This is a genomic window from Geodermatophilus sp. URMC 61, from assembly GCF_052931555.1.
In genome coordinates, this window is record NZ_JBRFHZ010000002.1 from 3,208,144 (window position 1) to 3,234,089 (window position 25,946).

At 74.3% G+C, this 25,946-nt stretch carries 29 protein-coding genes; 18 read left to right on the forward strand and 11 right to left on the reverse strand.

Annotated features, from left to right (window positions below; genetic code table 11):
• Positions 1 to 37: 37 nt before the first annotated feature.
• The 3 genes from ACU610_RS14880 to ACU610_RS14890 all read right to left on the reverse strand — a co-directional run bounded on the left by ACU610_RS14880 (position 38) and on the right by ACU610_RS14890 (position 3,427).
• On the reverse strand, positions 38 to 1,672 hold the full coding sequence (locus tag ACU610_RS14880; RefSeq protein ID WP_446768482.1) for an ABC-F family ATP-binding cassette domain-containing protein: 1,635 nt from the start codon (positions 1,670 to 1,672) through the stop codon (positions 38 to 40).
• 205 nt (positions 1,673 to 1,877) lie between these two features.
• Positions 1,878 to 2,933, reverse strand: a complete 1,056-nt coding sequence (locus tag ACU610_RS14885) for an adenylate/guanylate cyclase domain-containing protein (protein WP_446768483.1) — start codon at positions 2,931 to 2,933, stop codon at positions 1,878 to 1,880.
• Positions 2,934 to 2,968: 35 nt separating this feature from the next.
• Positions 2,969 to 3,427, reverse strand: a complete 459-nt coding sequence (locus ACU610_RS14890; RefSeq protein WP_446768484.1) for a universal stress protein — start codon at positions 3,425 to 3,427, stop codon at positions 2,969 to 2,971.
• A 166-nt stretch (positions 3,428 to 3,593) separates the two neighbouring features.
• On the opposite strand from ACU610_RS14890, the gene ACU610_RS14895 reads away from it, so the two are divergent.
• The 6 genes from ACU610_RS14895 to ACU610_RS14920 all read left to right on the forward strand — a co-directional run bounded on the left by ACU610_RS14895 (position 3,594) and on the right by ACU610_RS14920 (position 11,405).
• Positions 3,594 to 4,586, forward strand: coding sequence for an ABC transporter ATP-binding protein (locus ACU610_RS14895; protein WP_446768485.1), 993 nt, complete (start codon positions 3,594 to 3,596; stop codon positions 4,584 to 4,586).
• The gene (locus ACU610_RS14900; protein ID WP_446768486.1) at positions 4,583 to 5,350 is read left to right on the forward strand and encodes an ABC transporter permease; all 768 of its coding nucleotides are present in this window, start codon (positions 4,583 to 4,585) and stop codon (positions 5,348 to 5,350) included. Before ACU610_RS14895 ends, ACU610_RS14900 begins: the two co-directional genes overlap by 4 nt.
• A gap of 89 nt (positions 5,351 to 5,439) precedes the next feature.
• Entirely contained in the window at positions 5,440 to 6,261 is an 822-nt protein-coding gene (locus tag ACU610_RS14905) for an ankyrin repeat domain-containing protein (RefSeq protein WP_446768487.1), read from the forward strand.
• A 148-nt stretch (positions 6,262 to 6,409) separates the two neighbouring features.
• Complete coding sequence (locus ACU610_RS14910; RefSeq protein WP_446768488.1) at positions 6,410 to 10,276, forward strand: multifunctional oxoglutarate decarboxylase/oxoglutarate dehydrogenase thiamine pyrophosphate-binding subunit/dihydrolipoyllysine-residue succinyltransferase subunit; 3,867 nt, start codon at positions 6,410 to 6,412, stop codon at positions 10,274 to 10,276.
• Between the two features lie 13 nt (positions 10,277 to 10,289).
• Positions 10,290 to 10,478, forward strand: a complete 189-nt coding sequence (locus ACU610_RS14915; RefSeq protein WP_446768489.1) for a DUF6104 family protein — start codon at positions 10,290 to 10,292, stop codon at positions 10,476 to 10,478.
• A 213-nt stretch (positions 10,479 to 10,691) separates the two neighbouring features.
• Entirely contained in the window at positions 10,692 to 11,405 is a 714-nt protein-coding gene (locus ACU610_RS14920) for a metal-dependent hydrolase (protein ID WP_446768490.1), read from the forward strand.
• A gap of 61 nt (positions 11,406 to 11,466) precedes the next feature.
• Here ACU610_RS14920 and ACU610_RS14925 read toward each other — a convergent pair whose 3' ends face one another.
• Positions 11,467 to 12,657 (reverse strand): NAD(P)-dependent malic enzyme, encoded by a 1,191-nt coding sequence (locus tag ACU610_RS14925; RefSeq protein ID WP_446768491.1) that lies wholly within the window; start codon positions 12,655 to 12,657, stop codon positions 11,467 to 11,469.
• A 123-nt stretch (positions 12,658 to 12,780) separates the two neighbouring features.
• On the opposite strand from ACU610_RS14925, the gene ACU610_RS14930 reads away from it, so the two are divergent.
• Positions 12,781 to 13,392, forward strand: a complete 612-nt coding sequence (locus tag ACU610_RS14930) for a dTDP-4-dehydrorhamnose 3,5-epimerase family protein (RefSeq protein WP_446768492.1) — start codon at positions 12,781 to 12,783, stop codon at positions 13,390 to 13,392.
• Here the strand turns inward: ACU610_RS14930 and ACU610_RS14935 are convergent.
• The gene (locus ACU610_RS14935; RefSeq protein WP_446768493.1) at positions 13,383 to 13,724 is read right to left on the reverse strand and encodes a S26 family signal peptidase; all 342 of its coding nucleotides are present in this window, start codon (positions 13,722 to 13,724) and stop codon (positions 13,383 to 13,385) included. The two genes, ACU610_RS14930 and ACU610_RS14935, sit on opposite strands and share 10 nt — an antisense overlap.
• A gap of 84 nt (positions 13,725 to 13,808) precedes the next feature.
• Between ACU610_RS14935 and sodN the strand changes: the two genes are divergently transcribed.
• The 7 genes from sodN to ACU610_RS14970 all read left to right on the forward strand — a co-directional run bounded on the left by sodN (position 13,809) and on the right by ACU610_RS14970 (position 18,359).
• Positions 13,809 to 14,210, forward strand: coding sequence for a superoxide dismutase, Ni (gene sodN, locus ACU610_RS14940; protein ID WP_446768494.1), 402 nt, complete (start codon positions 13,809 to 13,811; stop codon positions 14,208 to 14,210).
• A 129-nt stretch (positions 14,211 to 14,339) separates the two neighbouring features.
• Complete coding sequence (locus ACU610_RS14945; RefSeq protein ID WP_446768495.1) at positions 14,340 to 14,753, forward strand: VOC family protein; 414 nt, start codon at positions 14,340 to 14,342, stop codon at positions 14,751 to 14,753.
• 184 nt (positions 14,754 to 14,937) lie between these two features.
• Entirely contained in the window at positions 14,938 to 15,615 is a 678-nt protein-coding gene (locus tag ACU610_RS14950) for a phosphatidylserine decarboxylase (protein ID WP_446768496.1), read from the forward strand.
• Positions 15,616 to 15,626: 11 nt separating this feature from the next.
• The gene (pssA, locus tag ACU610_RS14955) at positions 15,627 to 16,454 is read left to right on the forward strand and encodes a CDP-diacylglycerol--serine O-phosphatidyltransferase (protein WP_446768497.1); all 828 of its coding nucleotides are present in this window, start codon (positions 15,627 to 15,629) and stop codon (positions 16,452 to 16,454) included.
• A 73-nt stretch (positions 16,455 to 16,527) separates the two neighbouring features.
• Entirely contained in the window at positions 16,528 to 17,013 is a 486-nt protein-coding gene (locus ACU610_RS14960) for an N-acetyltransferase family protein (protein WP_446768498.1), read from the forward strand.
• Between the two features lie 64 nt (positions 17,014 to 17,077).
• On the forward strand, positions 17,078 to 17,551 hold the full coding sequence (locus ACU610_RS14965; RefSeq protein ID WP_446768499.1) for a quercetin 2,3-dioxygenase: 474 nt from the start codon (positions 17,078 to 17,080) through the stop codon (positions 17,549 to 17,551).
• Positions 17,552 to 17,576: 25 nt separating this feature from the next.
• Positions 17,577 to 18,359 carry an HAD-IIA family hydrolase gene (locus ACU610_RS14970; protein WP_446768500.1) on the forward strand — a complete coding sequence of 261 codons (783 nt, stop codon included), beginning with the start codon at positions 17,577 to 17,579 and terminating at the stop codon, positions 18,357 to 18,359.
• Positions 18,360 to 18,426: 67 nt separating this feature from the next.
• Here ACU610_RS14970 and ACU610_RS14975 read toward each other — a convergent pair whose 3' ends face one another.
• Positions 18,427 to 18,924: a hypothetical protein gene (locus ACU610_RS14975; protein WP_446768501.1), complete on the reverse strand. Its 498-nt coding sequence runs from the start codon at positions 18,922 to 18,924 to the stop codon at positions 18,427 to 18,429.
• A 125-nt stretch (positions 18,925 to 19,049) separates the two neighbouring features.
• Between ACU610_RS14975 and ACU610_RS14980 the strand changes: the two genes are divergently transcribed.
• The gene (locus ACU610_RS14980; protein ID WP_446768502.1) at positions 19,050 to 20,072 is read left to right on the forward strand and encodes a diacylglycerol/lipid kinase family protein; all 1,023 of its coding nucleotides are present in this window, start codon (positions 19,050 to 19,052) and stop codon (positions 20,070 to 20,072) included.
• A 338-nt stretch (positions 20,073 to 20,410) separates the two neighbouring features.
• Positions 20,411 to 20,662 (forward strand): WhiB family transcriptional regulator, encoded by a 252-nt coding sequence (locus ACU610_RS14985; RefSeq protein ID WP_072918112.1) that lies wholly within the window; start codon positions 20,411 to 20,413, stop codon positions 20,660 to 20,662.
• Between the two features lie 298 nt (positions 20,663 to 20,960).
• Here the strand turns inward: ACU610_RS14985 and ACU610_RS14990 are convergent, their stop codons facing one another.
• Positions 20,961 to 22,457: a sensor histidine kinase gene (locus tag ACU610_RS14990; protein WP_446768503.1), complete on the reverse strand. Its 1,497-nt coding sequence runs from the start codon at positions 22,455 to 22,457 to the stop codon at positions 20,961 to 20,963.
• Between the two features lie 44 nt (positions 22,458 to 22,501).
• Here ACU610_RS14990 and ACU610_RS14995 point away from each other — a divergent pair, with 44 nt between their 5' ends.
• Positions 22,502 to 23,008 carry a GNAT family N-acetyltransferase gene (locus ACU610_RS14995; RefSeq protein WP_446768504.1) on the forward strand — a complete coding sequence of 169 codons (507 nt, stop codon included), beginning with the start codon at positions 22,502 to 22,504 and terminating at the stop codon, positions 23,006 to 23,008.
• A 55-nt stretch (positions 23,009 to 23,063) separates the two neighbouring features.
• Here ACU610_RS14995 and ACU610_RS15000 read toward each other — a convergent pair whose 3' ends face one another.
• Together ACU610_RS15000 and ACU610_RS15005 are read right to left on the reverse strand one after the other, a co-directional pair.
• Complete coding sequence (locus tag ACU610_RS15000; RefSeq protein ID WP_446768505.1) at positions 23,064 to 23,285, reverse strand: biotin/lipoyl-binding carrier protein; 222 nt, start codon at positions 23,283 to 23,285, stop codon at positions 23,064 to 23,066.
• Positions 23,286 to 23,327: 42 nt separating this feature from the next.
• A complete protein-coding gene (locus ACU610_RS15005; protein WP_446768506.1) occupies positions 23,328 to 24,371 on the reverse strand; it encodes a biotin carboxylase N-terminal domain-containing protein in 1,044 nt (347 codons plus the stop codon).
• A gap of 224 nt (positions 24,372 to 24,595) precedes the next feature.
• Here ACU610_RS15005 and ACU610_RS15010 point away from each other — a divergent pair, with 224 nt between their 5' ends.
• On the forward strand, positions 24,596 to 24,670 hold the full coding sequence (locus ACU610_RS15010; RefSeq protein ID WP_014377707.1) for a 50S ribosomal protein bL37: 75 nt from the start codon (positions 24,596 to 24,598) through the stop codon (positions 24,668 to 24,670).
• A 182-nt stretch (positions 24,671 to 24,852) separates the two neighbouring features.
• Here the strand turns inward: ACU610_RS15010 and rsrA are convergent, their stop codons facing one another.
• Positions 24,853 to 25,197 carry a mycothiol system anti-sigma-R factor gene (rsrA, locus tag ACU610_RS15015; RefSeq protein WP_446768507.1) on the reverse strand — a complete coding sequence of 115 codons (345 nt, stop codon included), beginning with the start codon at positions 25,195 to 25,197 and terminating at the stop codon, positions 24,853 to 24,855.
• A complete protein-coding gene (locus ACU610_RS15020) occupies positions 25,194 to 25,898 on the reverse strand; it encodes a sigma-70 family RNA polymerase sigma factor (RefSeq protein WP_446768508.1) in 705 nt (234 codons plus the stop codon). The genes rsrA and ACU610_RS15020 overlap by 4 nt, the downstream gene beginning before the upstream one ends.
• Between the last annotated feature and the right edge of the window lie 48 nt (positions 25,899 to 25,946).

Sequence of the window (25,946 nt, forward strand, 5' to 3'; positions counted from 1 at the left end):
CCTGGCCGGGACCGAGGGCGGGGGGCAGGAGGTCCTCCTACTCGGTGACCCGGCCGTGCTCGACGGTGATCCGGCGGGGCGTGTCGACGGCGGCCAGCATCCGGCGGTCGTGGGTGACCAGCAGCAGCGTGCCGCGGTAGCCGGCCAGCGCCTGCTCCAGCTGCTCGATCGCCGGCAGGTCGAGGTGGTTGGTCGGCTCGTCGAGGACGAGCACGTTGACCCCGCGGGCCTGCAGCAGCGCCAGCCCGGCCCGGGTCCGCTCCCCCGGCGAGAGGGTGTCGGCCGGGCGCAGGACGTGCTCGGCGGTCAGCCCGAACTTGGCCAGGAGGGTGCGCACGTCGGCGGTGGGCCGGTCGGGCACCTCCGCGGCGAAGGCCTGCAGCAGCGGCTCGGCGCCGAGGAACGCGCCGCGGGCCTGGTCGATCTCGCCGATCCGCACCGACGGGCCCAGCCCGCCGCGGCCCTCGTCCAGCGGCACCCGGCCCAGCAGGGCGGCCAGCAGCGTGGACTTGCCGCTGCCGTTGGGGCCGGTGACGACCACCCGGTCGCCCCAGTCCACCTGCAGGTCGACCGGGCCGAGGGTGAAGTCCCCGCGGCGCACGACCGCGCCGGACAGCGTGGCGACGACCGCCCCGGCGCGCGGTGCGGCGGCGATCTCCATCCGCAGCTCCCACTCCTTGCGCGGCTCCTCGACCACCTCCAGCCGCTCGATGAGCCGCTCGGTCTGCCGGGCCTTGGCCGCCTGCTTCTCCGCCGACGAGCGGGCCCAGTTCTTGACGAACTTGTCGGGGTCCTTCTGCTTCCTGATCGAGTCCCGGACACCCTTGGCCATCCAGTTGCGCTGCATGCGGGCGCGCGCCTCGAGCCCGGCCTTGGTCTCGGCGTACTCCTCGTACTCCTCGCGCGCGTGCCGCCGGGCCACCTCACGCTCGACCAGGTAGGCCTCGTAGCCGCCGTCGTGCACCCGCACCAGCTGCTGGGTGAGGTCCAGCTCCACCACGCGCGTGACCGTGCGGGCGAGGAACTCCCGGTCGTGGCTGACGACGACGATGCCGCCGCGCGCCCCGGTGACGAAGCGCTCCAGCTGCTCCAGGCCGGCCAGGTCCAGGTCGTTGGTCGGCTCGTCGAGCAGCAGCACGTCATGGCGCGAGAGCAGCAGGGCGGCCAGCCCGACCCGCGCGGCCTGGCCCCCGGAGAGCCCGGTCGTCTCCGCGTCGAGGGACACCCCCGGCGCCACCTCGCCGACGACCTGCGCCGCGCGCTCGTCGAGGTCGGCCCCGCCGAGGGCCAGCCAGCGCTCCAGCGCCTCGGCGTAGGCGTCGTCGGCGCCGTCCGCGCCCTCGGTGAGCGCGCCGGTGGCGACGTCGAGCGCGGCCTGTGCGGCGGCGACCCCGGTCCGGCGGGCCAGCGCCTGGCGCACCGTCTCCCCCGGCCGGCGCTCGTGCTCCTGCGGCAGGTACCCGAGGGTCGCCGTGGGCGGGCTGACGGTCACGCTGCCCGACTCGGCCGGGAGCTCCCCGGCGAGCGTGCGCAGCAGGGTGGACTTGCCGGCGCCGTTGACCCCGACCAGCCCGACGACGTCGCCGGGGGCGACGACGAGGTCGAGGTCGGAGAACAGGACGCGGGCACCGTGGCCGGCGGCCAGGCCCCGGGCGACGAGCGTGGCACTCACGGGGCACCAGGGTGCCAAGCCGGGCCGGGGCGGCGCGAACGTGTTCCTCCCGGCCCCTGCCGGGTCCCGCCGGCCCCGTCCCGAGGCTCGCGGCGGCCCCGTCCAGGGTCCTGACCCGAGCGTGCGAGGGGTGGGGAGGACGGGGTCCTCCCACGGTGAGGAGGACGGGGTCCTGCTACGAGTGGCCGGGCACAGGGGGTCCTCCTCACTGCTCCGGGTCCTCCTCGAGGACGTCGTCGGCCATCTCGTCGAGCATGGACTCCAGCGCGAGGTCGGCCTCCCCCGGCGGACGGCGCCGCACCAGCCAGGGCTGCAGGTCCTCGTAGCCGCGCACCGACACCCGGCGCAGCGGCCGCACCCGGTAGCGGGGCAGCCCGCGCAGCTGCCGGGCGAGGTCCCGGTCGACCAGCAGCGTGCCGGGCCGGCCGACCGAGGTGAGCCGGCTGGCCAGGTTCACCACCGGCGAGTACACGTCACCGAGATGCGTGAGCACGGTGCCGTACGCGGCGCCGACCCGCAGGGGCGGGCGGTCCTCGGCCTGCCAGGCCTCGGGCAGCTCCAGCCCGATCTCCACGGCGTCGATCGCCGAGACGGCGGTGTAGAGGACGCCGTCCCCGACCGTCTTGACCACCCGGCCGTGGTGGCGGGCGATGACCTCGCTGGCGGTGCTCTCGAAGTCCTCGACCATCGCGCCGAGCTCCCGCCCGCCCATCCCGCGGCTGCGGCTGGTGTAGCCGACCAGGTCGGCGAAGCCGACGGCGAGCTCCCGCCGGTCGACGGCGGCCGCCGGGGTGAGCAGCCGGTCGGCGTTGGCCGCCAGGTGCCGCCGCCACACGTAGTCCTGCACCTGGCGCAGCAGCGGGAACAGGCTGCGGGCGGCGGCCACCGCCTGCTCCGGCGGGACGGCGCGCCGCCCGGCCCCGGCGCCGCTGCGGGACAGGGCGTCGGCGAGCAGGTCGGTCTGCCAGTCGGCCAGCCGGGACAACGACTGCCCCATCGCGCGGGCGATCGAGGCCTCCGTCCCCGGCTCGATGAAGCCGGAGTCGACGAGCGCGCGCATCACCTCCAGCGCCCGGACGTCGGCGTCGGTGAAGACCGGGTCGTCGTCGGCGACGTCGGGGAAGCCGAGCGCCCGCCACAGCCGTCGGGTCTGCTCGGGGAGCAGGCCGGCCCTCGCGGCGACCTGCAGCCGGGTGTAGCGACGCGGACCGTCGAGGAGCAGGCGCAGCAGCGTCTCGCGGGCGTCGCCGGCGTCCGCCATCGCGTCTGAGTCCTGAGGGGTGTCCGGCAGCGTCGTCAGCCCGTGGTGTGGACGACCAGGACGTCGACCGACGAGCGGCGGGTCACGTCGGCCGGGACCGACCCGATGAGCCGGCCCTTGAGGCTGTCCAGCCCGCGGTTGCCGACGACGAGCAGGTCGGCCCGGGCGCGCGCGACGACGTCGAGCAGGGTCTCGACCGGCGAGCCGACGACGGCCATCAGCTCGACCTCCCCGGCGCCGGCCGCGCGGGCCTCCTCCGCGGCGTGCCGCACGGTGTCCTCGGCCGGCGCGGACCCGTCCACCTGGGAGCCGTCCTGGCCCAGCTGGTCCCGGGCGCGGCGCGCCTCGCGCTCGTCGGCGCGCGGGGGCAGGTAGGCGCACACGATCACGAGCCGGGCGCCGCAGGCGCCGGCGAGGCCACCGGCGCGACGTACCGCCCGCAGGGAGGACTCGGACCCGTCGGTCCCGACGACCACCGTGCGGTAGGCGCTCACGGACCCTCCTCGCTGGCGTGCCTGGGGCGGCGCTGGTCCGGCGAGCCGGCTCACCCGCCCCGACCTGGCAACCTACCGAACGCCGGTCCGGGGGTGCGCGGGGTCACTCCCCGGACCGGACACGCGGGCGGCGCCGACCGCCGTCGGAACGGGCCGGTGCGCTTGGATGGCCGTGTCGCCCGGCCGACGCGAGGAGAGCGCCATCCACCCCGGCAGCAGCCGCCACCGCGACCCCGTGCGGGTCGAGGTCCGCGGCCTCAGCAAGAGCTTCGGCGCCGTCCGCGCCGTCTCCGACCTCAGCTTCACCGTCGAACCGGGCGCCGTCACCGGCTTCCTCGGCCCCAACGGGGCCGGCAAGACGACCACGCTGCGCATGGTCCTGGGCCTCGAGCGGCCGGACGCCGGGACGGCGACCTTCGACGGCGTCGTCTACGCCGACCTCCCGTCGCCCGTGCGCACGGTCGGCGCGGTGCTCGAGACGGCGTTCCACCCGGCGCGGACCGGGCGCAACCACCTGCGGGTGTACTGCCGGGCGGCGGGCCTGCCGGTCACGCGCGCCGACGAGGTGCTCGCCCAGGTGGGCCTGGCCGACGCCGGTCGGCGCCGCGCGGGCGGCTACTCGCTGGGGATGCGGCAGCGGCTGGCGCTGGCGACCGCGCTGCTCGGCGACCCGGCGGTGCTGGTGCTCGACGAGCCGGCCAACGGGCTGGACCCGGAGGGCATCCACTGGCTGCGCGGGTTCCTGCGCCACCTGGCGCACGAGGAGGGGCGCACCGTGCTGGTCTCCAGCCACCTGCTCGCCGAGATGGAGCAGACCGCCGACCGCGTGGTGATCGTCGGCGCCGGGCGGCTGGTCCGCGAGGGCTCGCTGGCCGAGCTGCGCTCCGGCGCGCAGGGCAGTGGCGCGGTGCTGGTGCGCAGCCCCGAGGCCGGCCGGCTGGTCGAGGTCCTCGGCGCCGCGGGGTTCGCGGTGGCACCGAGCGAGGACGGCCGGGTCACGGTGACCGGGACGACGCCGGACGCCGTGGGCGCGCAGGCCTTCCGGGCGGGGGTCGAGCTGCACGAGCTGCGTGCCGAGACCAGCGGCCTGGAGGCGCTGTACTTCCGGCTCACCGCCGGCCAGGAGCAGTACGCCGCACGTCAGGAGGTCGCACGGTGACCGCGCTCGTCCGCGCCGAGTGGACCAAGCTCTTCTCCACCCGGGTCTGGATCGGGCTGCTGCTCGGGGCCTGCGTGATGGCCGGCGGGTTCGCCGCCCTGCTCACCGGGCTCGCCGGCCAGGAGGGTGGCCCGCCCCCTGTCGGCTCGACCGAGTACGAGGCGCTGGCCTTCTCCGTGGCGTCGAACGCCGCGGTGTTCGCGCTGATCCTCGGCATCATCGGGATGACCCAGGAGTTCCGGCACCGCACCGCGACCCCGACCTTCCTGACCTCGCCGAAGCGCGGCCGGGTCGTGGTAGCCAAGCTGGTGGCCTACACGTTGGCCGCCGTTCCCTTCGCCCTCGCCGCGCTGGCCGTGACGGTCGCCGTGGTCGTCGTCTACGCCGGGGCACGTGGCGCCGCGCCCTCGCTGACCGGTGAGAACGCGGAGGTGCTGCTCAGCGCCGGGCTGGCGATCGTCGTGTACGCGGTCATCGGCGTGGGCCTCGGTGCGCTGCTGCGCAACCAGGTCGGGGCGATCGTCGGGGCGCTGGTCTACCTCTACGTCGTCGAGCCGCTGCTGTCGGCCTTCTCCGCCACGGCGGCGGTCTACAAGTGGCTGCCCGGCGGCGCGCTGGAGGCGATGACCACCTCCTTCCGCGGCCCGGAGGCCATCGCCCCCGACCTCCTGGAGCGGTGGCAGGGGGGCCTGTTGCTGCTCGGCTACGGTCTGGTGGCGGCGCTGCTGGGCACCCTGCTCTCCGTCCGCCGCGACGTCGTCTGAAAGAGGACCCCCTGCTCCCCACCGCTCGCAGGCTCGCGGTGGGGCCCCTGCAGGGGGCCGCCGCTCCCGACCGGAACGGGGATCCACCCATGACCACGCGCACGAGCACGCGCATGACCGCCCCGCGGCTCGCCCGGCTGATCGCCGACGGGGACGTCGAGGCCGTGCGTGGCGCCGTCCAGGACTCGCGCCAGCTGCTGACCGCCACGGTGGAGCGCGACGGCCAGGGCGGCTGGACGCCACTGCACCTGGCCGTCGCCGAGCGGCGCACCGAGGTTGTGCGGCTGCTGGTGGCGGCCGGCGCCGACCTGTCCGCCCGCACCGAGCACGGCCGGGACCCGCTGCACACCGCGCTGGAGTCCGCTCCCGAGCTGGTCCCGCTGCTGCGTGAGCTCGGTGCCCCGGTCGACGCCGCCAGCGCCGCCTACCTCGACGACGTCGAGCGGCTCGACACCGAGCTGGACGACGGCGCTCCGCTGACCGACCCGGTGACGGGGGTGGACCTGCTGACCCTCGCCGCGGCCGGTGGTGCCGCCGACACCGCCCGGACGCTGCTGGACCGGGGGGCCGACGTCGACGGCGGCGCGCTGCACGCCGCTGTGGCCGGCACCCGGCTGGAGCTGGTCCGCCTGCTGCTGGCCGCCGGTGCCGACGTCAACCGGCGCGAACCCGACACCGGCCGCGCTCCGCTGCACACCGCCGTCGTCGCCGGCCCCGGGCGCGACGCGCCCGAGGTGGTCCGCGTGCTGCTGGATGCGGGGGCCGACGTCAACGCCACCACCGTCGACGGGGCCAGCGCCCTCGACATCACCCGGGTCGCCGCGGCCCGCACCCGCCGGGACGACGCAGGTCAGGCGACCGCGCACGACACCCTCGCCGATCTACTGGTCGCCCGCGGCGCGACGGACTGACCTCGCCGTGCTCTCCCCGCCCGACGCTCGTCCGCCCTGGTCCCCAGGCCGCTCGGCGCCCGATCCCGGCCCACCCTGGGCGTAGACTCCAGCCCCGGTCCAGAGACGTCCACCGACGACGAAGAAGGCACCCGACCCCGTGTCAAGCGTGAACTCATCCCGGCCGTCCTCCACCCCCAACTCCTCAGCTGTGGCGGGATTCGGCACCAACGAGTGGCTGGTCGAGGAGATGTACCAGCAGTACCTCGCCGATCCCTCCAGCGTGGACCAGGCGTGGCACGAGTTCTTCGCCGACTACCGGCCGGGCAGTCCGGTGTCCGCGAGCGACGACCGGCAGGCGCCGGCCGCCGAGTCCGCGGCGTCCGCCCCGGCGGAGCCCGCGTCGTCGCCCCCGGCCGCCGCGCCCACCACGCGGGAGCCGGCCCCCGCCGCCCAGCAGCAGCCGGCTCCCGACCAGCAGCCCAGCGCAGGCGCCGGCGCCGCCTCCCGGGCCACCCGCGTCGAGGAACGCTCCGAGGACACCGTGGTGGACCGGGCCGCGGAGCGGACCGCACAGCAGCAGCCGGCCGCCAAGGCCGCGCCCGCCGCGAAGCCGGCACCGGCCGCGAAGCCCGCGGCCAAGCCCGCCGCCAAGGCCGACCAGCCCGCCGACGAGGGCCCGAAGCGCGTCCCGCTGCGCGGGGCAGCGGCCAGCGTCGTCAAGAACATGAACGCCTCGCTGACCGTGCCGACGGCGACCAGCGTGCGCGCCGTCCCGGCCAAGCTGCTGGCCGACAACCGCATCGTCATCAACAACCACCTGGCCCGCTCGCGCGGCGGGAAGGTCTCGTTCACCCACCTGATCGGCTACGCGCTGGTCCGGGCGCTCGACGACTTCCCCAACATGAACTCCGCCTACGCCGAGGTCGACGGCAAGCCGACCCTGGTCCAGCCGGAGCACGTCAACTTCGGGTTGGCCATCGACCTGCCGAAGGCCGACGGCTCCCGGTCCCTCGTCGTCGCCTCGATCAAGGCGGCCGAGGAGATGGACTTCGCCCGGTTCTGGGGCGCCTACGAGGACATCATCCGGCGGGCCCGCGCCGGCAAGCTGACCCTCGAGGACTTCTCCGGCACCACGATCAGCCTGACCAACCCGGGCACCATCGGCACCAACCACTCGGTGCCGCGGCTGACCGCCGGCCAGGGCGCGATCATCGGTGTCGGTGCCATGGAGTACCCGGCCGAGTTCCAGGGGATGAGCCAGGAGGCGCTGACCGACCTCGGCATCTCCAAGATCATCACGCTGACCTCGACCTACGACCACCGGATCATCCAGGGTGCGGAGTCCGGTGACTTCCTCCGCCGCCTGCACCAGCTGCTGCTGGGCGAGGACGGCTTCTACGACGACGTCTTCCGCTCGCTGCGGATCCCGTACGCCCCGGTGCGCTGGATGCCCGACGTGCGGGTCAGCCACGAGGGCGAGATCGACAAGGAAGCCCGGGTCATCGAGGTCATCGAGGCCTATCGGCGCAACGGCCACCTCATGGCCGACACCGACCCGCTGGAGTACCGGGTCCGCAGCCACCCCGACCTCGACATCCTCGAGCACGGCCTGACGCTGTGGGACCTCGACCGCCAGTTCCCCGTCGGCGGCTTCGCCGGCGAGCGGATGATGGCGCTGCGCGACATCCTGGGCGTGCTGCGCAACTCCTACTGCCGCACCGTCGGCGTGGAGTACATGCACATCACCGACCCCGAGGAGCGCGAGTGGCTCCAGAAGCGGGTCGAGGTCAAGGCCGACCAGCCCGACCGGGAGAAGCAGAAGCACATCCTCGGCCGGCTCAACGCCGCTGAGGCGTTCGAGACCTTCCTGCAGACGAAGTACGTCGGCCAGAAGCGGTTCAGCCTCGAGGGCGGGGAGTCGGTCATCCCGATCCTCGACGAGGTGCTCATCGCCGGCACCGAGCACGGCCTCGACGAGGTCGCGATCGGCATGGCGCACCGCGGCCGGCTCAACGTGCTGGCCAACGTGCTCGGCAAGAGCTACAGCAAGATCTTCGGTGAGTTCGAGGGCAACATCGACCCGGGCACCGTCCAGGGCTCCGGCGACGTGAAGTACCACCTGGGCGCCGAGGGCACCTTCACGAACCCGTTCAAGGACGGCGCCGAGATCGCCGTCTCGCTCGCCAGCAACCCCTCGCACCTGGAGACGGTCAACCCCGTCCTGGAGGGCATCGCCCGCGCCAAGCAGGACATGATCGACAAGGGCGAGCAGGGCTTCACCGTCCTGCCGGTCCTGCTGCACGGCGACGCGGCCTTCGCCGGCCAGGGCGTCGTCGCCGAGACGCTGAACCTCTCCCAGCTGCGGGGCTACCGCACCGGCGGCACCGTGCACGTGGTCATCAACAACCAGGTCGGGTTCACCACGAGCCCGGCGCAGTCCCGCTCGAGCCTCTACTCGACCGACGTCGCGCGGATGGTCAACGCGCCGATCTTCCACGTGAACGGCGACGACCCCGAGGCGTGCGTGCGGGTCGCCCGGCTGGCTGTCGACTACCGGCAGGCGTTCAAGAAGGACGTCGTCATCGACATGATCTGCTACCGCCGGCGCGGCCACAACGAGGGCGACGACCCGTCGATGACCCAGCCGCTGATGTACGACATCATCGACCGCAAGCGCTCGGTCCGGAAGCTGTACACCGAGGCGCTCATCGGCCGTGGCGACATCACGCTGGCCGAGGCCGAGGAGGCCCTCAAGGACTACCGCGACCAGCTGGAGCGGGCCTTCGCCGAGACGCACGACGCGCAGGACACCTCGAAGCCGCAGCCGGTCATGGACCAGCCCGCGCAGGAGCAGCCGGTCGCCACGGCGATCCCCCTCGAGGTGATGAAGGCGATCGGTGACGCGCACGTCTCCCTGCCGCCGGACTTCACCGTGCACCCGAAGCTCCAGCGGATGCTGGAGCGGCGCGCGGCGATGGTCAGCGAGGGCGGCATCGACTGGGCGATGGGCGAGTTGCTGGCCTTCGGCTCCCTGCTCGTGCAGGGCGTCCCGGTGCGGCTGGCCGGTCAGGACTCCCGCCGCGGCACCTTCGTGCAGCGTCACTCGGTGCTCATCGACCGGGAGTCCGCCGCGGAGTACACGCCGCTGGCGAACCTGTCGCCGGAGCAGGCGAAGTTCTTCGTCTACGACTCGCTGTTGTCGGAGTACGCGGCGCTGGGCTTCGAGTACGGGTACTCGGTCGCCAACCCCAAGGCCCTGGTGCTGTGGGAGGCGCAGTTCGGCGACTTCGTCAACGGCGCTCAGATGGTCATCGACGAGTTCATCAGCTCCGGCGAGGCCAAGTGGGGCCAGCGCTCCGGCGTCACCCTGCTGCTGCCGCACGGCCTCGAGGGGCAGGGACCGGACCACTCGAGCGGCCGCATCGAACGGTTCCTGCAGCTGTCGGCGGAGAACAACATGACCGTCGCCAACTGCTCGACGCCGGGCAACTACTTCCACCTGCTCCGCCGCCAGGCGCTCTCGGACGTGCACCGGCCGATGGTCGTCTTCACGCCCAAGTCGCTGCTGCGGGCGAAGGCCGCCGTCAGCCCGGTCGCGGACTTCACCGACGAGACGTTCCGGCCGGTGCTGCCCGACCCGGGTGTGGGCGGCGAGCCGCTGGATGGCGGCGCCGTGCGCAGGGTCCTCCTGTGCAGCGGCAAGGTCGCCTACGACCTCCTCGCCCAGCGGGAGGCCACCGGCACGGCCGACACCGCGGTGCTGCGGGTCGAGCAGCTCTACCCGCTGCCGGCCGAGCAGCTCCGGCAGGCGCTGGAGCGCTACCCGAACGCGCAGGACGTCGTCTGGGTGCAGGAGGAGCCGGCGAACATGGGTGCCTGGCAGTTCATGGCGGTCAACCTGCCCGAGCACCTGTCGGACGGCCGCCGCCTGCGCCGCGTCAGCCGCCCGGCCGCGGCCAGCCCGGCCGTCGGTTCGGCGAAGGTCCACGAGGTGGAGCAGAAGCGTCTCGTGGCCGAGGCCTTCGCGGACTAGTCCACCCCCACCGATGTACTTCACCGACCGGGGTCTGGAGGAGCTGGCCGACCGGCGGGGCGAGGAGCAGGTGACCCTCGCCTGGCTGGCCGACCAGATGCAGGCGTTCGTCGACCAGCACCCCGACTTCGAGGTGCCCGTCGAGCGGCTGGCCACCTGGCTGGCCCGCGGCGGCACCGAGGACGACGACCTGGAGGACTGAGGACGAGCCCCCTCCAGGGGCCGCGGGATCGGCGATCGCGCACGCACTGGCACCCCGGGCGTGCGAGGTCGCCGATCTCGCCGCTCGGGGAGGTCGTCTGCCTGCTGCCGCTCGCCGTCGCGGTGCCGATGGCCTGGGAGCCGGGCCGAGCCCCGACACGCCGGGATCCCGGCTCCGCCGCCACCGGGCGGTTCGCGACGGCACGCTGTGTCCGTGCTCGGTCACTCGCACGCGCTCTCCGGCCTCGCTGCCGGCGCCGCGACGCTGCCGTGGGCCCCGGTCGGGGGCACCGTCGGCCAGGTCGCCTGGATCGCCGCCGTCGGCGGGATGGCCATGCTGCCCGACCTCGACCACAACGGCTCCACGGTCTCGGACATGTGGGGCCCGATCACCGATGTCCCCTCCGGTGCCATCGGGCGGCTGGCCCAGGGACACCGCTGGGGCACCCACGACGCCGTCCTGGCCCCGCTCGCCTTCGGCGCCCTGGCCCTGGCCGCGGCCAACGCGTTCTGGTCCAGCCTGCTGCTCCTGAGCCTGGCCATCGGGCTGGCGCTCAGAGCCCTGCACTTCGTCATCCCGGGCCGGGCGGAGAACACCGTCGTCGGTAACCTGGTGCTCTCCTGGGGTGGCGCCTGGCTGCTGCTCGAGCACTCCCCCAGCCCGGCCTGGCTGCCCTGGGCGGTCGCGCTGGGCGTGCTGACCCACATCGCCGGGGACGCACTCACGACGCAGGGCGTGCCGGTGCCGGTGCTGTGGCTGCTGCGCCGCTCGCGGCTGGCGCTGACCCCGCTGCGCACCGGGACGTCGCTGGAGAAGGCCGTGCTGGCGCCGGCGTTCGTGGTGGTGACGCTGTACTGCGTCTACCTCAACACCGACGTCCGCGCCGCGGTCGACCCGCTGCTGCAGGACCTGCGGAGCCTCGGCTGAACGAGGACCCCGTCCTCCCCACCCCTCGCAAGCTCGGGGCGGTGCCCTGGACGGGGCCGTTTCAGGTCCGGGCCACGCCCTGCTCGCGAGCGCAGGAGGCGACCGCCGCCGCGACGGCGTCGGCGACCCGGCGGTCCAGCGGGCTGGGCACCACGTAGTCGGCCCGTACCCCGTCGCCCACCACGTCGGCGATCGCCGTGGCCGCGGCCAGCTTCATCTCCTCGGTGATGCTGGTGGCCCCGGCGTCGATCGCGCCGCGGAAGACCCCCGGGAACGCGAGCACGTTGTTGATCTGGTTGGGCTCCCCGCTGCGGCCGGTGGCGACGACCGCGGCGTACCGGGCCGCCATCTCCGGGTCCACCTCGGGGATCGGGTTGGCCAGCGAGAACACGATGCCGTCCGACGCCATCGACGCGATCACCGACTCGGGCACCGAGCCGCCGGAGAGGCCCAGGTAGACGTCGGCGCCCTCCAGCGCGCCGGCCATCGTGCCCGCGTAGCCGGCCCGGTTGGTGTGCTCCGCGACCCAGCGCTTGACCGGCGTGAGGTCGTCGCGGCCGGTGTGCAGCACGCCGCGGGAGTCGGCCACGGCGATGTCGCCGACGCCGGCCTCGAGCAGGATCTTGGTGCAGGCGACCCCGGCCGCGCCGGCGCCGGAGACGACCACCCGCAGGGACCCGAGCTCCCGGCCGACCACCCGGGCCGCGTTGCGCAACGCGGCCAGGACGACGATCGCCGTCCCGTGCTGGTCGTCGTGCATGACCGGGATGTCGAGCCGCTCGCGCAGCCGGTCCTCGATCTCGAAGCAGCGCGGCGCGCTGATGTCCTCGAGGTTGATGCCCCCGAAGGACGGCGCGATCGCCGCCACGGTCTCCACGATCGTGTCTACGTCTCTCGTCGAGAGCACCACCGGCACCGACGACAGCCCGGCGAACTCGCTGAACAGGCAGGCCTTGCCCTCCATGACCGGCAGGGCCGCGGCCGGGCCGATGTCCCCGAGCCCGAGGACGGCGGTGCCGTCGGAGACCACTGCGACCACGCGCGGCGCCCAGGTGTACCGGTCGGCCAGGTCCGGCTCGGCGGCGATCGCGCTGGAGACCCGCGCGACGCCGGGCGTGTAGGTGAGCGCGAGGTCCGCGGTCGACTCGATCCCGCGGGTCGGGCGTACGACGAGCTTGCCGCCCTCGTGCACGGCGAACGCCGGGTCGTCGGCGAAGCGGTCGGCAGTCCCGTCGTGCTGCTGCGCGCTCATGGACCCGGGAGGGTAGTCCAGTCGCCCCACCTCCTCTCCTCGACGTCCTGGCTGCGGGAGACGCGGTGCACGCACTGGACCGGGGTGCGCGGAGCCGCAGGTCGTCCTGGCTACCGTCCGGGCGTGGAGATCCGTCCGCTCGCCGTCGGCGACGCCTACGTCCTCGACCTCGTGCCGCACGGTGACGCCCGCGGCCGGTTCACCGAGTGGTACCGCGCGGACGTGCTCGCCGACGTCGTCGGACACGGCCTGCCGCTGGCCCAGGCCAACCACAGCGTCTCCGCCCGCGGCGTGCTGCGCGGCGTCCACTTCGCCCTCGTCCCGCCCGGCCAGGCCAAGTACGTCTACTGCCCGGCCGGCCGGGTGCTCGACGTCGTCGTGGACGTCCGGTTGGGCTCCCCCACGTTCGGCGGGCACGACGCCGTCGTCCTCGACAGCGAGCAGCCGCGTGCGGTCTACCTCGCCGAGGGCCTCGGACACGCCTTCCTGGCACTGGCCGACGGCAGCTCGGTCACCTATCTCGTCTCCAGCGGCTACGACCCGTCCCGGGAGTTCGGCGTCTCACCGCTGGACCCGGCGCTGGCCCTGCCGTGGCCGGACGACGTGCCCTTCGAGCTGTCGGCCAAGGACCGGCAGGCACCCACGCTGGCCGAGGCCCGCGCGCAGGGCCTGCTGCCGACGATGGAGCAGTGCCGGGCCCGCTACGCGCAGCTGCGCGCCGCCGGTCAATCCTGACGGTGCGGCAGGCGGCCCGGCCGCGGCCACAGCCGGCCGACCACGCGGCCGACGACGACCGCCGGGCCGAACGCGCGGCTGTCGTCGGTGACGAAGGGGTTGTCCCCCTCGACCCAGTGCCCACCGGGCACCGCGCGGTGCACCCGCTTGACCACCAACAGCTCCGGCCGCGCCGGGAAGCGCGCGAGCACGACGTCGTCGTCCCGCACCGTGGCCACGTCGGTCACCCGGCGCACCAGCAGCCGGTCGCCGGAGCGGATCGTGGGGGTCATCGACGGGCCGGCCACGCGGGCCACCACCCAGGGCGTCACCAGGGCCTCCACACCCGTCATCCGCCCTGCTCCGGACGTGTCCCCGCTGCTCACCGGGAGTAGGGTCGCAGACGAACCGACCCCACAGAACCGGAGGCTACGTCCATGCGTTTCCGCATGTTCTCCGCCGTGGAGGCCACCGCACACTGTGACCTCCCCTGCGGCGTGTACGACCCGGCCCAGGCCCGCATCGAGGCGGAGTCCGTCAAGGCGATCCAGGAGAAGTACCAGGCCAACGAGGACCCGGTCTTCCGGCAGCGGGCCGTCCTGATCAAGGAGCAGCGCTCGGACCTGGTCAAGCACCACCTGTGGGTGCTGTGGACCGACTACTTCAAGGCTCCGCACTTCGAGAAGTACCCGCACCTGCACGAACTGTTCAACAAGGCGACCAAGCAGGCAGGCGCCTCCGGCGGCAAGGGCAGCATGGACCCGGCCGAGGGCCAGAAGCTGCTCGACTACATCGCCGAGATCGACAAGATCTTCTGGGAGACGAAGGCCGCCGCCTGAGGCCTCCTGCAGCACGGCACCGGCCGGCGAGCGCTCTGCTCGCCGGCCGTCGTCGTCCCTGGCGATGACTTCTGCGGGCCCGGGCGGTCTGCCGTGCCGAGACACCGATCCGACACCCCAGGAGCCCCCATGGCCACGCGCCTGAACCCGTACCTGCACTTCGCCGGCAACGCCCGCGAGGCGATGGAGTTCTACCGCTCCGTCCTCGGCGGCAGGCTCGACGTGATGACCTTCGGGGACGTCGGCGGTGGCGGGGCCGAGTTCCCCGACGACGGCGTCATGCACGCCTTCCTGCGCACCGACGACGGGCTCGAGCTGATGGCCTCCGACGGCCACGACCCGGACGCCGCCGGACCCGACCGGGTGTCGCTGTCCCTGTCCGGGGACGACGCGGCGACCCTGACCCGCTGGTTCGAGGCGCTGGCCGAGGGCGGCGAGGTCGACGTACCGCTGGAGAAGCAGGTCTGGGGCGACACCTTCGGTCAGGTGACCGACCGCTACGGCCTGCGCTGGCTGGTGAACATCGGCTCGGCCCCGGCCTGAGGAAGGACCCGCTGCTCCCCACCGTGGAAGGACGCCGTCCCCCTTCCCGCTCGCAGGCTCGCGGCGGGCCTCTGGACGGGGCCGGCGGGACCCTGCAGGGAGCCGGCGGGACCCGGGACGGGGCCGCGGCGGGCCCCTCCAGCGGGGTCGGATCGCAATCGCCGCCCGGTACCGTCTGACCTCGATGCGTATCGACCCGGCCGGGTGGCCCTTCATCACCGGGCCCCTGGCACCCGCCGCTGTGCTCGCCGCGGCAGGCCGCACCGGCGGCCGGCGCGGCCTCCGGCTCGCTGCCTGGCCCTTCGTCCTCCTGGCGGCCTACATGGCGCTGTTCTTCCGCGACCCGGACCGGCGCTGCGACGTCGAGGCGCCGGCACCCGACGACGTCCTCTCCCCCGCGGACGGCGTGGTGATGGTCGCCGGCGAGCCGCAGGAGGGCGTCGCCCCCGAACCCGCGCCCGACGGCGACTGGCAGCAGGTCAGCGTGTTCCTGTCCGTCGTCGACGTGCACGTCAACCGCTCCCCGTACCACGGTGAGGTCGTGGAGAGCTCCTACCGCAAGGGCAGCTTCCTGGCCGCGTACCGCAAGGAGTCGGCGCACCGGAACGAGCGCAGCGAGCTGTGGCTGCGCGACGGCGACCGCACGGTCGTGTTCCGGCAGATCGTCGGCGTGCTGGCCCGCCGCATCGTCACCCGCACCGGCGTCGGTCGGCGGCTGGCCACCGGCGAGCGGATGGGCCTGATGAAGTTCGGCTCCCGGATGGACGTCTTCGTCCCCCGGGACTGCACGGTGCTCGTCCGGGTGGGCCAGCGGGTCCGCGGCGGCGAGACCGTCATCGCCCGCTGGTCGGACGCCCGCTGAGGAGGCCCCTGGTGCCCAGCTCCCCCTCCGGCGCCCGCCTTCCACCGACCCGGCGGACGGCGACCGTCGAGTTCGTCCGCGGATCGGTCCGCGGCAGCCGGCGACGGGCGCTGGCGACGCTGCCCAGCCTGTTCACCCTGGCCAACATGATGTGCGGCTTCGTCGCGATCCTGGTCTCCATCCGGGGCCAGTACACGCTGGCCGCCGTCCTGGTGGGGCTCTCCGTGGTCTTCGACATCGCCGACGGCGCCGTCGCCCGGCTCGTCGGCGCGGTGACGCCCTTCGGCCTGCAGTTCGACTCGCTGGCCGACCTGGTGTCGTTCGGGCTGGCCCCGGCGCTGCTGGCCTTCACGCTGTTCTCCGAGGGCCGCGACGCCTGGGACCCGCTGGGCTGGGTCGCCTGCGGCCTGTGGGTGGCGTGCGCGGCCATCCGGCTGGCGCGGTTCAACACCACCATCGACCCGACCGCGGACAAGCGGTACTTCACCGGCATGCCGAGTCCCGGCGCGGCCGGCGTCGTGCTCGCCTCGGTCTTCGCGTTCGGCGACCAGATGCAGGGCCGGGAGCGGCTGTGGGTGCTGCTCATCGTCGCCGTCCCGGCGCTGCTGATGGTCAGCACGATCCGCTTCCGCTCGTTCCGGTCCCTGGTCAGCCCGAAGAGCGGGCGACCGTACGGGCTGGTGGCCGCGGCGGTGGCCGCCGTCGTCGGTTTCGCGTTCGTGCCGGTCGTGACCGGCTGCGTCCTGGCCTACGGCTACCTGCTGGCACCGGTCCTCGTGCCGGTCCTCTCCCCGCTCGGCCGGCTGGTGCCGGCCCGTCTCAAGGAGCTGCTCACGTGACCGAGCCGGCGACACCACCAGTGGGCAGAGCGGTGTCACCCACGGCGGCGACGAGTTCCGGCGAGGAGGCAGCGTGAGCGTCCGGCCCGTCGCGCCCGACGACGTCGCCGCCGTGGTGGGCCTGGTGCGTGAGCTGGCCGAGTACGAGAAGGCCCCGCACGAGGCCCGGATGACCGAGGAGCAGCTGTCCGCGGCGCTGTTCGGCGACTCCCCCCAGCTCTTCGGTCACGTGGCCGTGGCCGACGACGGGGCTGTCGTGGGGACGGCGCTGTGGTTCCTGAACTTCTCCACCTGGCGCGGCACCCACGGCATCTACCTCGAGGACCTCTACGTCCAGCCCCAGCACCGCGGCAGCGGGCTGGGCCGCGAGCTGCTGCGCACGCTGGCCGACCTGTGCGTGCAGCGCGGGTACAGCCGGCTGGAGTGGTCGGTGCTGGACTGGAACGCCCCGTCGATCGAGTTCTACGAGGCAGCGGGCGCCGTCCCGATGGACGAGTGGACGGTCTTCCGGCTCACCGACGCCGCGCTGACCGCTTTCGCGGCCGACCGCCGCGGCTGACGTCGACGCGGCACGGCCCGGCTGCCAGAGTGGCTGTGATCGCCCACGTGACCCGGGGGTCCCGATGCCACGCACCCCGTTCGCCGTCAGCCTCCACGACGCCCCGGCCTTCTGGACGCTCGGGGAGCTGCTCACGCTGATCGCCACCGCCGAACAGACCGGCGGGGCCTTCAGCCTCGTGGAGGAGCTGCTGCCGCGTGGCGCCGAGCCGCCGCCGCACGTGCACCACCGGGAGGACGAGTCCTTCTTCGTCCTGGACGGCGAGCTGACCGTCCGGGTCGGGGACGCGGTGTTCCGGGCGGAGCGCGGGTCGTTCGTCTTCTGTCCACGGGACGTCCCCCACCTGCTCACGGTGCACTCGGACACCGTGCGGATGCTCACGCTGTGCACGCCGGGCGGACTGGAGTCCTTCTTCGTCGAACTCGGTCGTCCGGCACCCGACCGCACCGTCCCGGTGGATGAGCCCGGGCCCGACGCCGAACGGGTCGCCACGCTGGCCGGGCACTACGGTGCGGAGGTGCTGACCGCCTGGCCGTGAGCGGCCCGACCCCGAGGACGTGCGAGTGACGACCGACCGCAAGCCGCCGGAGTGCTGGCTGACCGACATGGACGGCGTCCTGGTGCACGAGGGGCAGGCGCTGCCCGGCGCCGCGGACTTCCTCGACCGCCTGGTCGCGGCCGGCCGGCGCTTCCTCGTCCTCACCAACAACTCGATCTTCACGCCGCGCGACCTCTCCGCACGGCTGGCGCGGTCGGGCCTGGAGGTGCCCGAGGCGTCGATCTGGACCTCGGCGCTGGCGACCGCGGACTTCCTGTCCACCCAGTTGCCCAACGGCTCGGCGTACGTCATCGGCGAGGCGGGCCTGACCACCGCGCTGTACGAGGCCGGCTACACGCTCACCGACACCGACCCGGACTACGTCGTCCTCGGCGAGACCCGCACGTACTCGTTCGAGGCCATCACCCGCGCCATCCGCCTGGTCGGCGCCGGAGCGCGGTTCATCGCGACCAACCCCGACGTCACCGGTCCCTCCCCCGAGGGCCCGCTGCCGGCCACCGGCTCGGTCGCCGCGATGATCACGCGGGCCACCGGCTCGGAGCCCTACTTCGTGGGCAAGCCGAACCCGATGATGTTCCGCAGCGCCATGAACCGGATCGAGGCGCACTCGGAGTCGACGGTCATGATCGGCGACCGGATGGACACCGACGTCGTCGCGGGCATCGAGGCCGGCCTGGACACCATCCTGGTGCTCACCGGGTCGACCCGGGCCTCCGACGTCGCCCGCTTCCCGTTCCGGCCGGGCCGGGTGCTGGACTCGATCGCCGACGTCGTCGACCTGGTCTGAGGGAGGACCACCCTTCCCCCACGCCTCGCAGGCTCGGCGCGAGTCCCTGAAGGGGCCGAGGGACCCCTCAGGGAGCCGGAGGTCGGCGGTCCTCGAACGCGAGCCGGGCCTCCGGGGTGGCCAGGAGGTACAGCTCGGTGGCCACCAGCACCAGCAGCGGGACGCCGACCCACGCGCCACCCCACTCGAACGCCGAGTAGTAGCCGAACAGGCCCAGCAGCAGCTGCAGGAAGACCACCGGCCCGCGGGACCACGGCGACACCCGCCACAGCCCCACGGCGGCCGCGCCCAGCCCGACGGCGAAGATGCCGACGTAGACGACCTCGGCCACGGCCCGCCCGACGCTGTCCGCGGTCGAGGTGAACGTGAGGACGAGCAGCCACAGGGCGACCGCGGCCAGCCCCGCCGCCTCCACACCGGCGACCAGAGCCGCCCGGCGCACCGCCTTCGGGGCCGCGGGGCGCTCCCGCTCCGGGCGCGGTGCCGCCGGCTCAGCCGCGCCGCCGAGCAGCCGTTCCGCCCGCCGGCGGTCCCGCGACGGCCTGGCTCCGGACTGCTCGGTCACGACCGGCAGGGTACGCGCCGGGACGGTCCCGGGACGGCGTCCCGCCGGACCCGCCGCCCCCGTTCCGGCGCCCCTGCGCCACGCCAGCGCCGGGGTGAGCTGCGTCTCTGGCTAGCCTGACTGCCATGCGCGCGCTCGTGGTGGCCAACCCCGCGGCGACGACGACCAACCGCGGCGTGCGCGACCGGGTGCTCACCACCCTCGCCGGCGAGCTGCAGGTGGAGCTGGCCGAGACCACCCACCGCGGCCACGGCAGCGAGCTGGCGCGCAAGGCCTGTGTGGACGGCGTCGACGTCGTCCTCGCCCTGGGCGGCGACGGCACGGTCAACGAGGTGGTCAACGGCCTGCTGCACGACGGTCCCGGCGCGCGCGTGCCGCCGCTCGCCGTCGTGCCCGGCGGGTCGACCAACGTCTTCTCCCGCGCGCTGGGCCGGGCGCGGGACCCGCTGACCGCGACCCGTGAGGTGCTCGACTCGCTGCGGGCCGGACGCACCCGGCGCATCTCGCTCGGCACGGCCAGCGTCCGCGGCGCCACCACGGCGCCGGCGCGGCTGCCCGACCCGGCGCTGGCGCAGTCCGCGGCCGACGCGGGGGCCGCGGCCCACCCCGAGTGGAGCGAGCCGCGCTGGTTCGCCTTCTCCGCCGGGCTGGGCTTCGACGCCGACGTCATCGGCCGCGTGGAGGCCCACCGTGCCCGCGGGTTCCGCTCCACCGGGCTGCTCTACGTGTGGGAGGCGACCAGCGAGTTCGTGTTCGGCCGCGAACGCCGCGACCCGGCCATGTCGGCCCACCTGCCCGGGGGGCCACCCCTCGACGGGCTCTTCCTCTGCCTGGTCTCCAACGTCTCCCCGTGGACCTACCTGGGCGCCCGCGCGGTCAACCCGACCCCGGACGCCACCTTCGACAGCGGCCTGGACGTCTTCGCACTCGGCCCCACCGGCATCCTCCGGATGCTCCACCACGTGCGCGAGGTGTTCGCCGCGCGGCCCGAGCTCCGCGGCGTGGGCGTGCACCGCTGGCACGACCTGGACGAGCTGACGCTCACCGCACGACGTCCGCAGGGCTGGCAGCTCGACGGCGACCACCTGGGGACAGCGACCGGACTACGGGTGCGCAGCGTCCCCTCCGCCCTGACCGTCATCGCCTAGCCACGGGAACCGCCCCGTTCCGCTACGCGGTCGCTGACCTGCGCTTTCACCACGAGCCCAGGGGCCTGTCAACGAACCGCGCAAGAGGTTCCTCTGGTCGAGTGGCGGGCCTTACCATGCCCGTGGTGAGCTTGCTCACGAGGGGTCGACCGATGCCCTCGTTCTGCTTGACAGGTGTCCTCGCCGTGAAAACATCGCGGGAGGAAAGCAACCTGTCGGTAACAAATGCACGAAGTCGCTGTGCCATGGCGCTGGTCACCCCGGTGCCGGCCTGCGGATCGGTCCGGGGCCGGCGACGACTGCACCACACCGTAGACGACATCGAGGAGAACACGGCCATGGACTGGCGCCACCGCGCGCTCTGCCGCGACGAGGACCCGGAGCTGTTCTTCCCCATCGGGACGACCGGCCCCGCCCTCGTGCAGATCGAGCAGGCCAAGGGTGTGTGCCGCCGCTGCCCCGTCACCGAGTCGTGCCTGGACTGGGCACTGCGCTCGGGGCAGGACTCCGGCGTCTGGGGCGGGCTCTCGGAGGACGAGCGGCGCGCCCTCAAGCGGCGTCAGGCCCGTACCCGCGTCCGCACCGCCTGAGCACACCGCACCACCGGTGCCCGGGCCCCGCGCCCGGCACCACCACACTGCACCGCCACTGAGGCCGGTCCGGTATCCCCGGACCGGCCTCAGTGTCATCTGTCGCCCTACCGGGCTCCCACCGCGGCCACGTGCCGTCCCCGACCGCCGGTGAGCCACCACCCGTGTCCCGATCGGGAGACCCTCCGGGCCCCCGCGACCGGTCCACCCGCGGCCACGTGCCGTCCCCGACCGCCGGTGAGCCACCACCCGTGTCCCGATCGGGAGACCCTCCGGGCCCCGCGACCGGTCCACCCGCCTAGCGGCGGAGACGGCCCGCCCCGGGGAGGGTGAGCACCACCTCGGTGCCGGTGCGGCCGTCGGCGGGTCGGGAGGGTGGGCTGGTCATGGCGAGGCTGCCGCCGAGCTCGCTGGCGACGAGGGTGCGCACGATCTGCAGGCCCAGGCCGTCACTGGCGGTGGGCTCGAACCCCTCGGGCAGCCCCTGCCCGTCGTCCACCACGCGGACGACGAGGTCGTCGCCGTCCCGCTCGGCCACCAGCTCGATGCTGCCGGGACTGCCGTCGGGGAACGCGTGCTCGGCGGCGTTGTGCAGCAGTTCGGTGACCACCAGGACCAGCGGGGTCGCGGCGACCGCCGGCAGCTCGCCGAACTGGCCGACCCGCCGCGTCCGCGCGGCGGGGCCCACGGAGGTCAGGTCGCCCAGCATCGGCAGCACCCGATCGAGGACGTCGTCGACGTCCACCACGTCCTCCCGGCTGCCGGCCAGGGTCTCGTGCACCACCGCGATCGACGACACCCGGCGCACCGACTCCTCCAGCGCCTCCCGGGCGGCCGGCTCGGTCATGCGGCGGGCCTGCAGCCGCAGCAGCGCGGCGACCGTCTGCAGGTTGTTCTTCACCCGGTGGTGGATCTCGCGGATGGTGGCGTCCTTGGTCAGCAGCGCGCGGTCCCGCCGGCGGACGTCGGTCACGTCGCGCACCAGCACCAGCGCGCCCTCCTCGGCACCGGGCGCCTGCAGCGGCAGCGCCCGCACCAGCAGGGTCGCCCCCACGCTGTCGACGTCCATCGGGTCGGGGAACCGCCCGGCCACCGCCGCCCGGATGCCGGCCGCGACCGCCTCGCCGGCCACCCGGTCGACCGCGGCGTCCCGGGTGAGGCGGGCCAGGTCGGCGCCGACGACGTCGCCCGTGACGCCGAGCCGGCGGTAGGCCGACAGCGCGTTGGGACTGGCGTAGACGGCCCGCCCGTCGGCGTCCAGCCGCACCAGCCCGTCCCCCACCCGGGGGCTCAGCTCGGAGTCGAGCAGCTTCTGCGGCGGGAACGTGCCCGCCGAGACCATCAGGCAGAGGTCGGCCGCGATGTCGAGGTAGGTCAGCTCCAGGGTGGACGGCGACCGGGTCACCGCCAGGTTGGTGTCCCGCGCCAGGACGGCGACGACCACGCCGTCGTGGCGCACCGGCACGACCTCCCGGCGGCGAGGGGTGCTGCCCGACCAGTCCGGTTCCCCCTCCGTCACCGGGCGGCCCTCGCGGTGCGCCACCTCGAACGGCTCCGCGGCCGGGCCCCTCACCTCCGAGCCGACGAGGTCCTCGGGCTGGCTCGTCGGGGCGGTCAGCGGGCGCACCTGCGCGACGCACCACCACGCCCCCGTCTGCAGCGGCACCCACAGCGTCAGGTCGGCGAACGACAGGTCGGCCAGCAGCTGCCAGTCGGCGACCAGTCGGCGGGCGTGGTCCACCTGGGCCGGTGCGGACGCCGAGCCTCGGGTGAGGCGTTCGGAGAGGCTGTTCATGGTGGCTCCGAGCGTAGGGCGGGGCCACGCATAGGGTCGGGGGCGTGCCCTCGTCCCCCGACGCACCGGCGCTGACCGTCGACCGCGCCCGCCCCGACGAGTTCGCCCGGATCGGACAGCTCACCTCCGACGTCTACGTGGGCGGCGGGCTCGCCTCCCCGGAGTACGGCGTGCAGCTGCGCGACGTCGCCGGGCGGGCCGACCGGGCCGAGCTGTTCGTCGCCCGGGACGAGGAGGGCCGCGCGGTCGGCAGCGTGGCGCTGGTGCTGGCGGGCGACTTCGGCGAGATCACCGCGTCCGACGACGAGGCGGCGTTCCGGATGCTCGTCGTCGACCCGGCCGTGCAGGGCCGCGGGATCGGCGCGCTGCTGGTGCGGACCTGTCTGGACCGGGCCCGCGCGGCCGGCAAGCGGCGGATGGTGCTCTCGACCGACCGCCGGATGACCGCGGCGCAGCGCCTATACGAGCGGCTGGGCTTCGCCCGGCTGCCGGAGCGCGACTGGCAGCCCGCGCCCGGCATCGACCTGCTGGTGTACGCCAGGGAGCTCTGAGCCGGCCCCGTCCGGAGGTTCACCCCGAGCCTGTGAGGAGGAGGGACGGGGTCCTTCAGCCGACGACGGTGGCGATGAGGTCGCCCTCCTGGAGCACCTCGCCCTCGACGACGTGCAGCTCACGGACGGTACCGGCCCGCTCGGTGAGGACGGGGATCTCCATCTTCATCGACTCGAGGATCACCAGGGTGTCGCCGGCCGCCACCTCGCTACCGGGCTGCACGAGCACCTTCCACACGCTCGACACCATCTCGGCGTGGACTTCCTCGACCGCCACCGGCACCTCCCCGAGCTCGCCTGCAGCCCATCCTGGCACGCGTCAGGTCTCCCACGCGGGGCTCCCGGAGGCCAGCCGCTCCAGCACCGCACACACCTCGGGGCCGTCGTGCGGCACGCCGACCTCCGGCACCGCGTTGAGCACGTCACTGGCAGCTCGTGCGGCGGTCGCGGTGTCCCGGGCACCCGCGCTGACGGTCGCCAGCAGCGCGTCGTACCAGCGGTCCAGCCGATCACCCGGGTCGTAGCCGCTCACCGCCACGACCTCGACGCCGTCCCCCATCCCGGTGTGCGGGCCAGAGCGGGGCAGCCGACCGGTGACCCGCCCGCCCCGACCCGGCGGCAGCGTCGAGCGCAGCTGGACGGTGACCGCCCGCCGCGGCGGCGCGCCCGTCCCCGTGTCACCGGCCGAACTGCCCGCCGCGCTCCGCAGTGCCAGGTCGACGGCGTCCACGCCGTACGCCCGCTCCAGCACCGTCGTGTCGAGGGAGAAGCCGGCCGCCACCTCGGCCAGCTCGCCGTCCGGCGCGATGCCGACGGTGACCAGACCGCGCCAGCCGATCTCGGGCAGCCGCTTGGCCGCCGGCGGCAGCTCGAAGGGCTCGTCGGGGGTCCAGGAGACGCGGGCGATGCCGGCGGCGCGGTCGCGCGACACCGGGGTCGTGCAGCGCAGCCCGCCGTCGGTGACCACAGCGAGGAACCCGCGCTCGCTGGCCGGCTCGACGCCGTCCCCGCCGAGCCGCTCGAGCACTGCGGCGGAGGGGCCCACCCAGGTGAGGCCGGCAGCCACCACCGCCCCGGCCAGCCGGGCGTTGCCGGCCAGCGCCGGGGGCACCGGGAGGACTGCCCGCGCGCCGCTGCGGCGGGCGGCCTCGACGATCCGGTCCACGGCGAGGTAGGACTCCGCGGCGGGAGCCGGGCCGAGCAGGATCGCGTCGTCGGCCAGCCGTACGTGCCGGGCGTTGCGGTCGGCCTCCGAGTGGACGGCGACGGTCTTCACGTCCAGGCGTGAGCAGGCCGCCATCACCGCGCACGCGGCCGGCCCACGGCCCGCCACGAGCACGCTCTCGATCCCGACGTGTGCCACGTCCCGAACCGCCTTCCGCCGACTCGATGCGTCCAGCCTCCCAGCCTCACCCCGCGCCCCGTCGGACCGCCAGGGGGCGGGCGCCCCCGGAGCTCGTGAGAGGCTGGGGGTCCAGCCTGACGGGTCCGCCCGGGGTCGCCGCGCACCACGTGCCCCGGGTCACCCAGAGGTGTCCCTGGGCCCGGCACCGGGCCCGCACCAGCGACGAGGGGAGGAGGGCAGCGATGTCCAAGCGTGGACGCAAGCGGCGCTCCCGCAAGGGGAACAAGGCCAACCACGGCAAGCGCCCCAACGCCTGAGAGAGGACCCCGTCCTCCCCGCCCCTCGCAGGCTCAGGGCGGGGCCCGGGACGGGGCCGGCCGGCCCTGCAGGGGGCCGTACGCGAGAGGCCCAGAACCCGACGGGTTCTGGGCCTCTGGCGTTCGGGCAACCCTCCAGGGGCCCGCGCCCAGCGTGCGGGGCGTGGGGGAAGGGTGGTCCGTCAGGCGGTGGGTCGCTCCTGCGTGCGCTCCACACTGACCCGCTCGACGCTGACCTGCGTGCCGTCCTCCTCGAAGGAGACGGTGGTCAGCTGCAGCTTGATCCGGTCCCGCAGGCCGGGCGGGGGGACGTCGCCCCCGCAGCGCCGGCGGACCAGGGCCTTGAACTCCTGCTCGATGCCGAACTGCCGCAGGCAGCCCGAGCAGTCCTCGAGGTGTTCGGCGATGACCTCCCGGCGGGCCGGCTCGGTCTCGTGGTCGAGGAACTCGAAGACGTGGGAGAGCACGTCCTCGCAGGAGTCCACCGAGATGGGCTCGTCGGCGTCCGGACGCTGGTCGCTGCTCACGAGCGGCTCGCCTCCTCCCCCGCGCCGGCCCGGACGAAGCCGCGCTCCCGGGCGTAGTCGGCCAGCAGCTTCTGCAGACCGCGGCGGCCGCGGTGCAGGCGGGACATCACCGTGCCGATGGGCGTGCCCATGATCTCGGCGATCTCCTTGTAGGCGAACCCCTCGACGTCGGCGAGGTAGACCGCCAGGCGGAAGTCCTCCGGCAGCTGCTGGAGGGCCTCCTTGATGTCGGAGTCCGGCAGGTGGTCCAGCGCCTCGATCTCCGCCGAGCGCAGGCCGCTGGAGCTGTGCTCCTCGGCCGCGTACAGCTGCCAGTCCTGCACCTGGTCGGTGGGGTACTGCTGCGGCTGCCGCTGCTTCTTGCGGTAGCTGTTGATGTAGGTGTTCGTCAGGATCCGGTACAGCCAGGCCTTGAGGTTGGTGCCCTCGGCGAACTGGTGGAAGGCCGAGTAGGCCTTCACGAACGTCTCCTGGACCAGGTCCTCGGCGTCGGCCGGGTTGCGGGTCATCCGCAGGGCCGCCGGGTAGAGCTGGTCGAGGTAGGGCAGCGCGTCCCGCTCGAAGCGGGCGTCACGCTCGGCACGGGTCTCGCCGACCTCCGTGCGGCTGCCGCCCTCGCGCGCCTCGGGCACCTCGACCGGCGAAGTCCCCTCGACCGCGTCGGTGGTCTCGGGCGTGCGGTCCGCGGACTCCTCAGGCACCGACCGTCCTCTCTGCGGCGCCCGGACGCGGGCCACCGCCTCCGACGA

What these genes read in the sequence shown, in the direction of transcription:
- ACU610_RS14885 (WP_446768483.1), bottom strand. Translation starts at nt 2,933, where the DNA reads ATGGCGGACGCCGGCGACGCCCGCGAGACGCTGCTGCGCCTGCTCCTC.
- ACU610_RS14895 (WP_446768485.1), top strand. Translation starts at nt 3,594, where the DNA reads ATGGCCGTGTCGCCCGGCCGACGCGAGGAGAGCGCCATCCACCCCGGC.
- ACU610_RS14905 (WP_446768487.1), top strand. Translation starts at nt 5,440, where the DNA reads ATGACCACGCGCACGAGCACGCGCATGACCGCCCCGCGGCTCGCCCGG.
- ACU610_RS14915 (WP_446768489.1), top strand. Translation starts at nt 10,290, where the DNA reads ATGTACTTCACCGACCGGGGTCTGGAGGAGCTGGCCGACCGGCGGGGC.
- ACU610_RS14925 (WP_446768491.1), bottom strand. Translation starts at nt 12,657, where the DNA reads ATGAGCGCGCAGCAGCACGACGGGACTGCCGACCGCTTCGCCGACGAC.
- ACU610_RS14935 (WP_446768493.1), bottom strand. Translation starts at nt 13,724, where the DNA reads ATGACGGGTGTGGAGGCCCTGGTGACGCCCTGGGTGGTGGCCCGCGTG.
- sodN (WP_446768494.1), top strand. Translation starts at nt 13,809, where the DNA reads ATGCGTTTCCGCATGTTCTCCGCCGTGGAGGCCACCGCACACTGTGAC.
- ACU610_RS14945 (WP_446768495.1), top strand. Translation starts at nt 14,340, where the DNA reads ATGGCCACGCGCCTGAACCCGTACCTGCACTTCGCCGGCAACGCCCGC.
- ACU610_RS14950 (WP_446768496.1), top strand. Translation starts at nt 14,938, where the DNA reads ATGCGTATCGACCCGGCCGGGTGGCCCTTCATCACCGGGCCCCTGGCA.
- ACU610_RS14965 (WP_446768499.1), top strand. Translation starts at nt 17,078, where the DNA reads ATGCCACGCACCCCGTTCGCCGTCAGCCTCCACGACGCCCCGGCCTTC.
- ACU610_RS14980 (WP_446768502.1), top strand. Translation starts at nt 19,050, where the DNA reads ATGCGCGCGCTCGTGGTGGCCAACCCCGCGGCGACGACGACCAACCGC.
- ACU610_RS14985 (WP_072918112.1), top strand. Translation starts at nt 20,411, where the DNA reads ATGGACTGGCGCCACCGCGCGCTCTGCCGCGACGAGGACCCGGAGCTG.
- ACU610_RS14990 (WP_446768503.1), bottom strand. Translation starts at nt 22,457, where the DNA reads ATGAACAGCCTCTCCGAACGCCTCACCCGAGGCTCGGCGTCCGCACCG.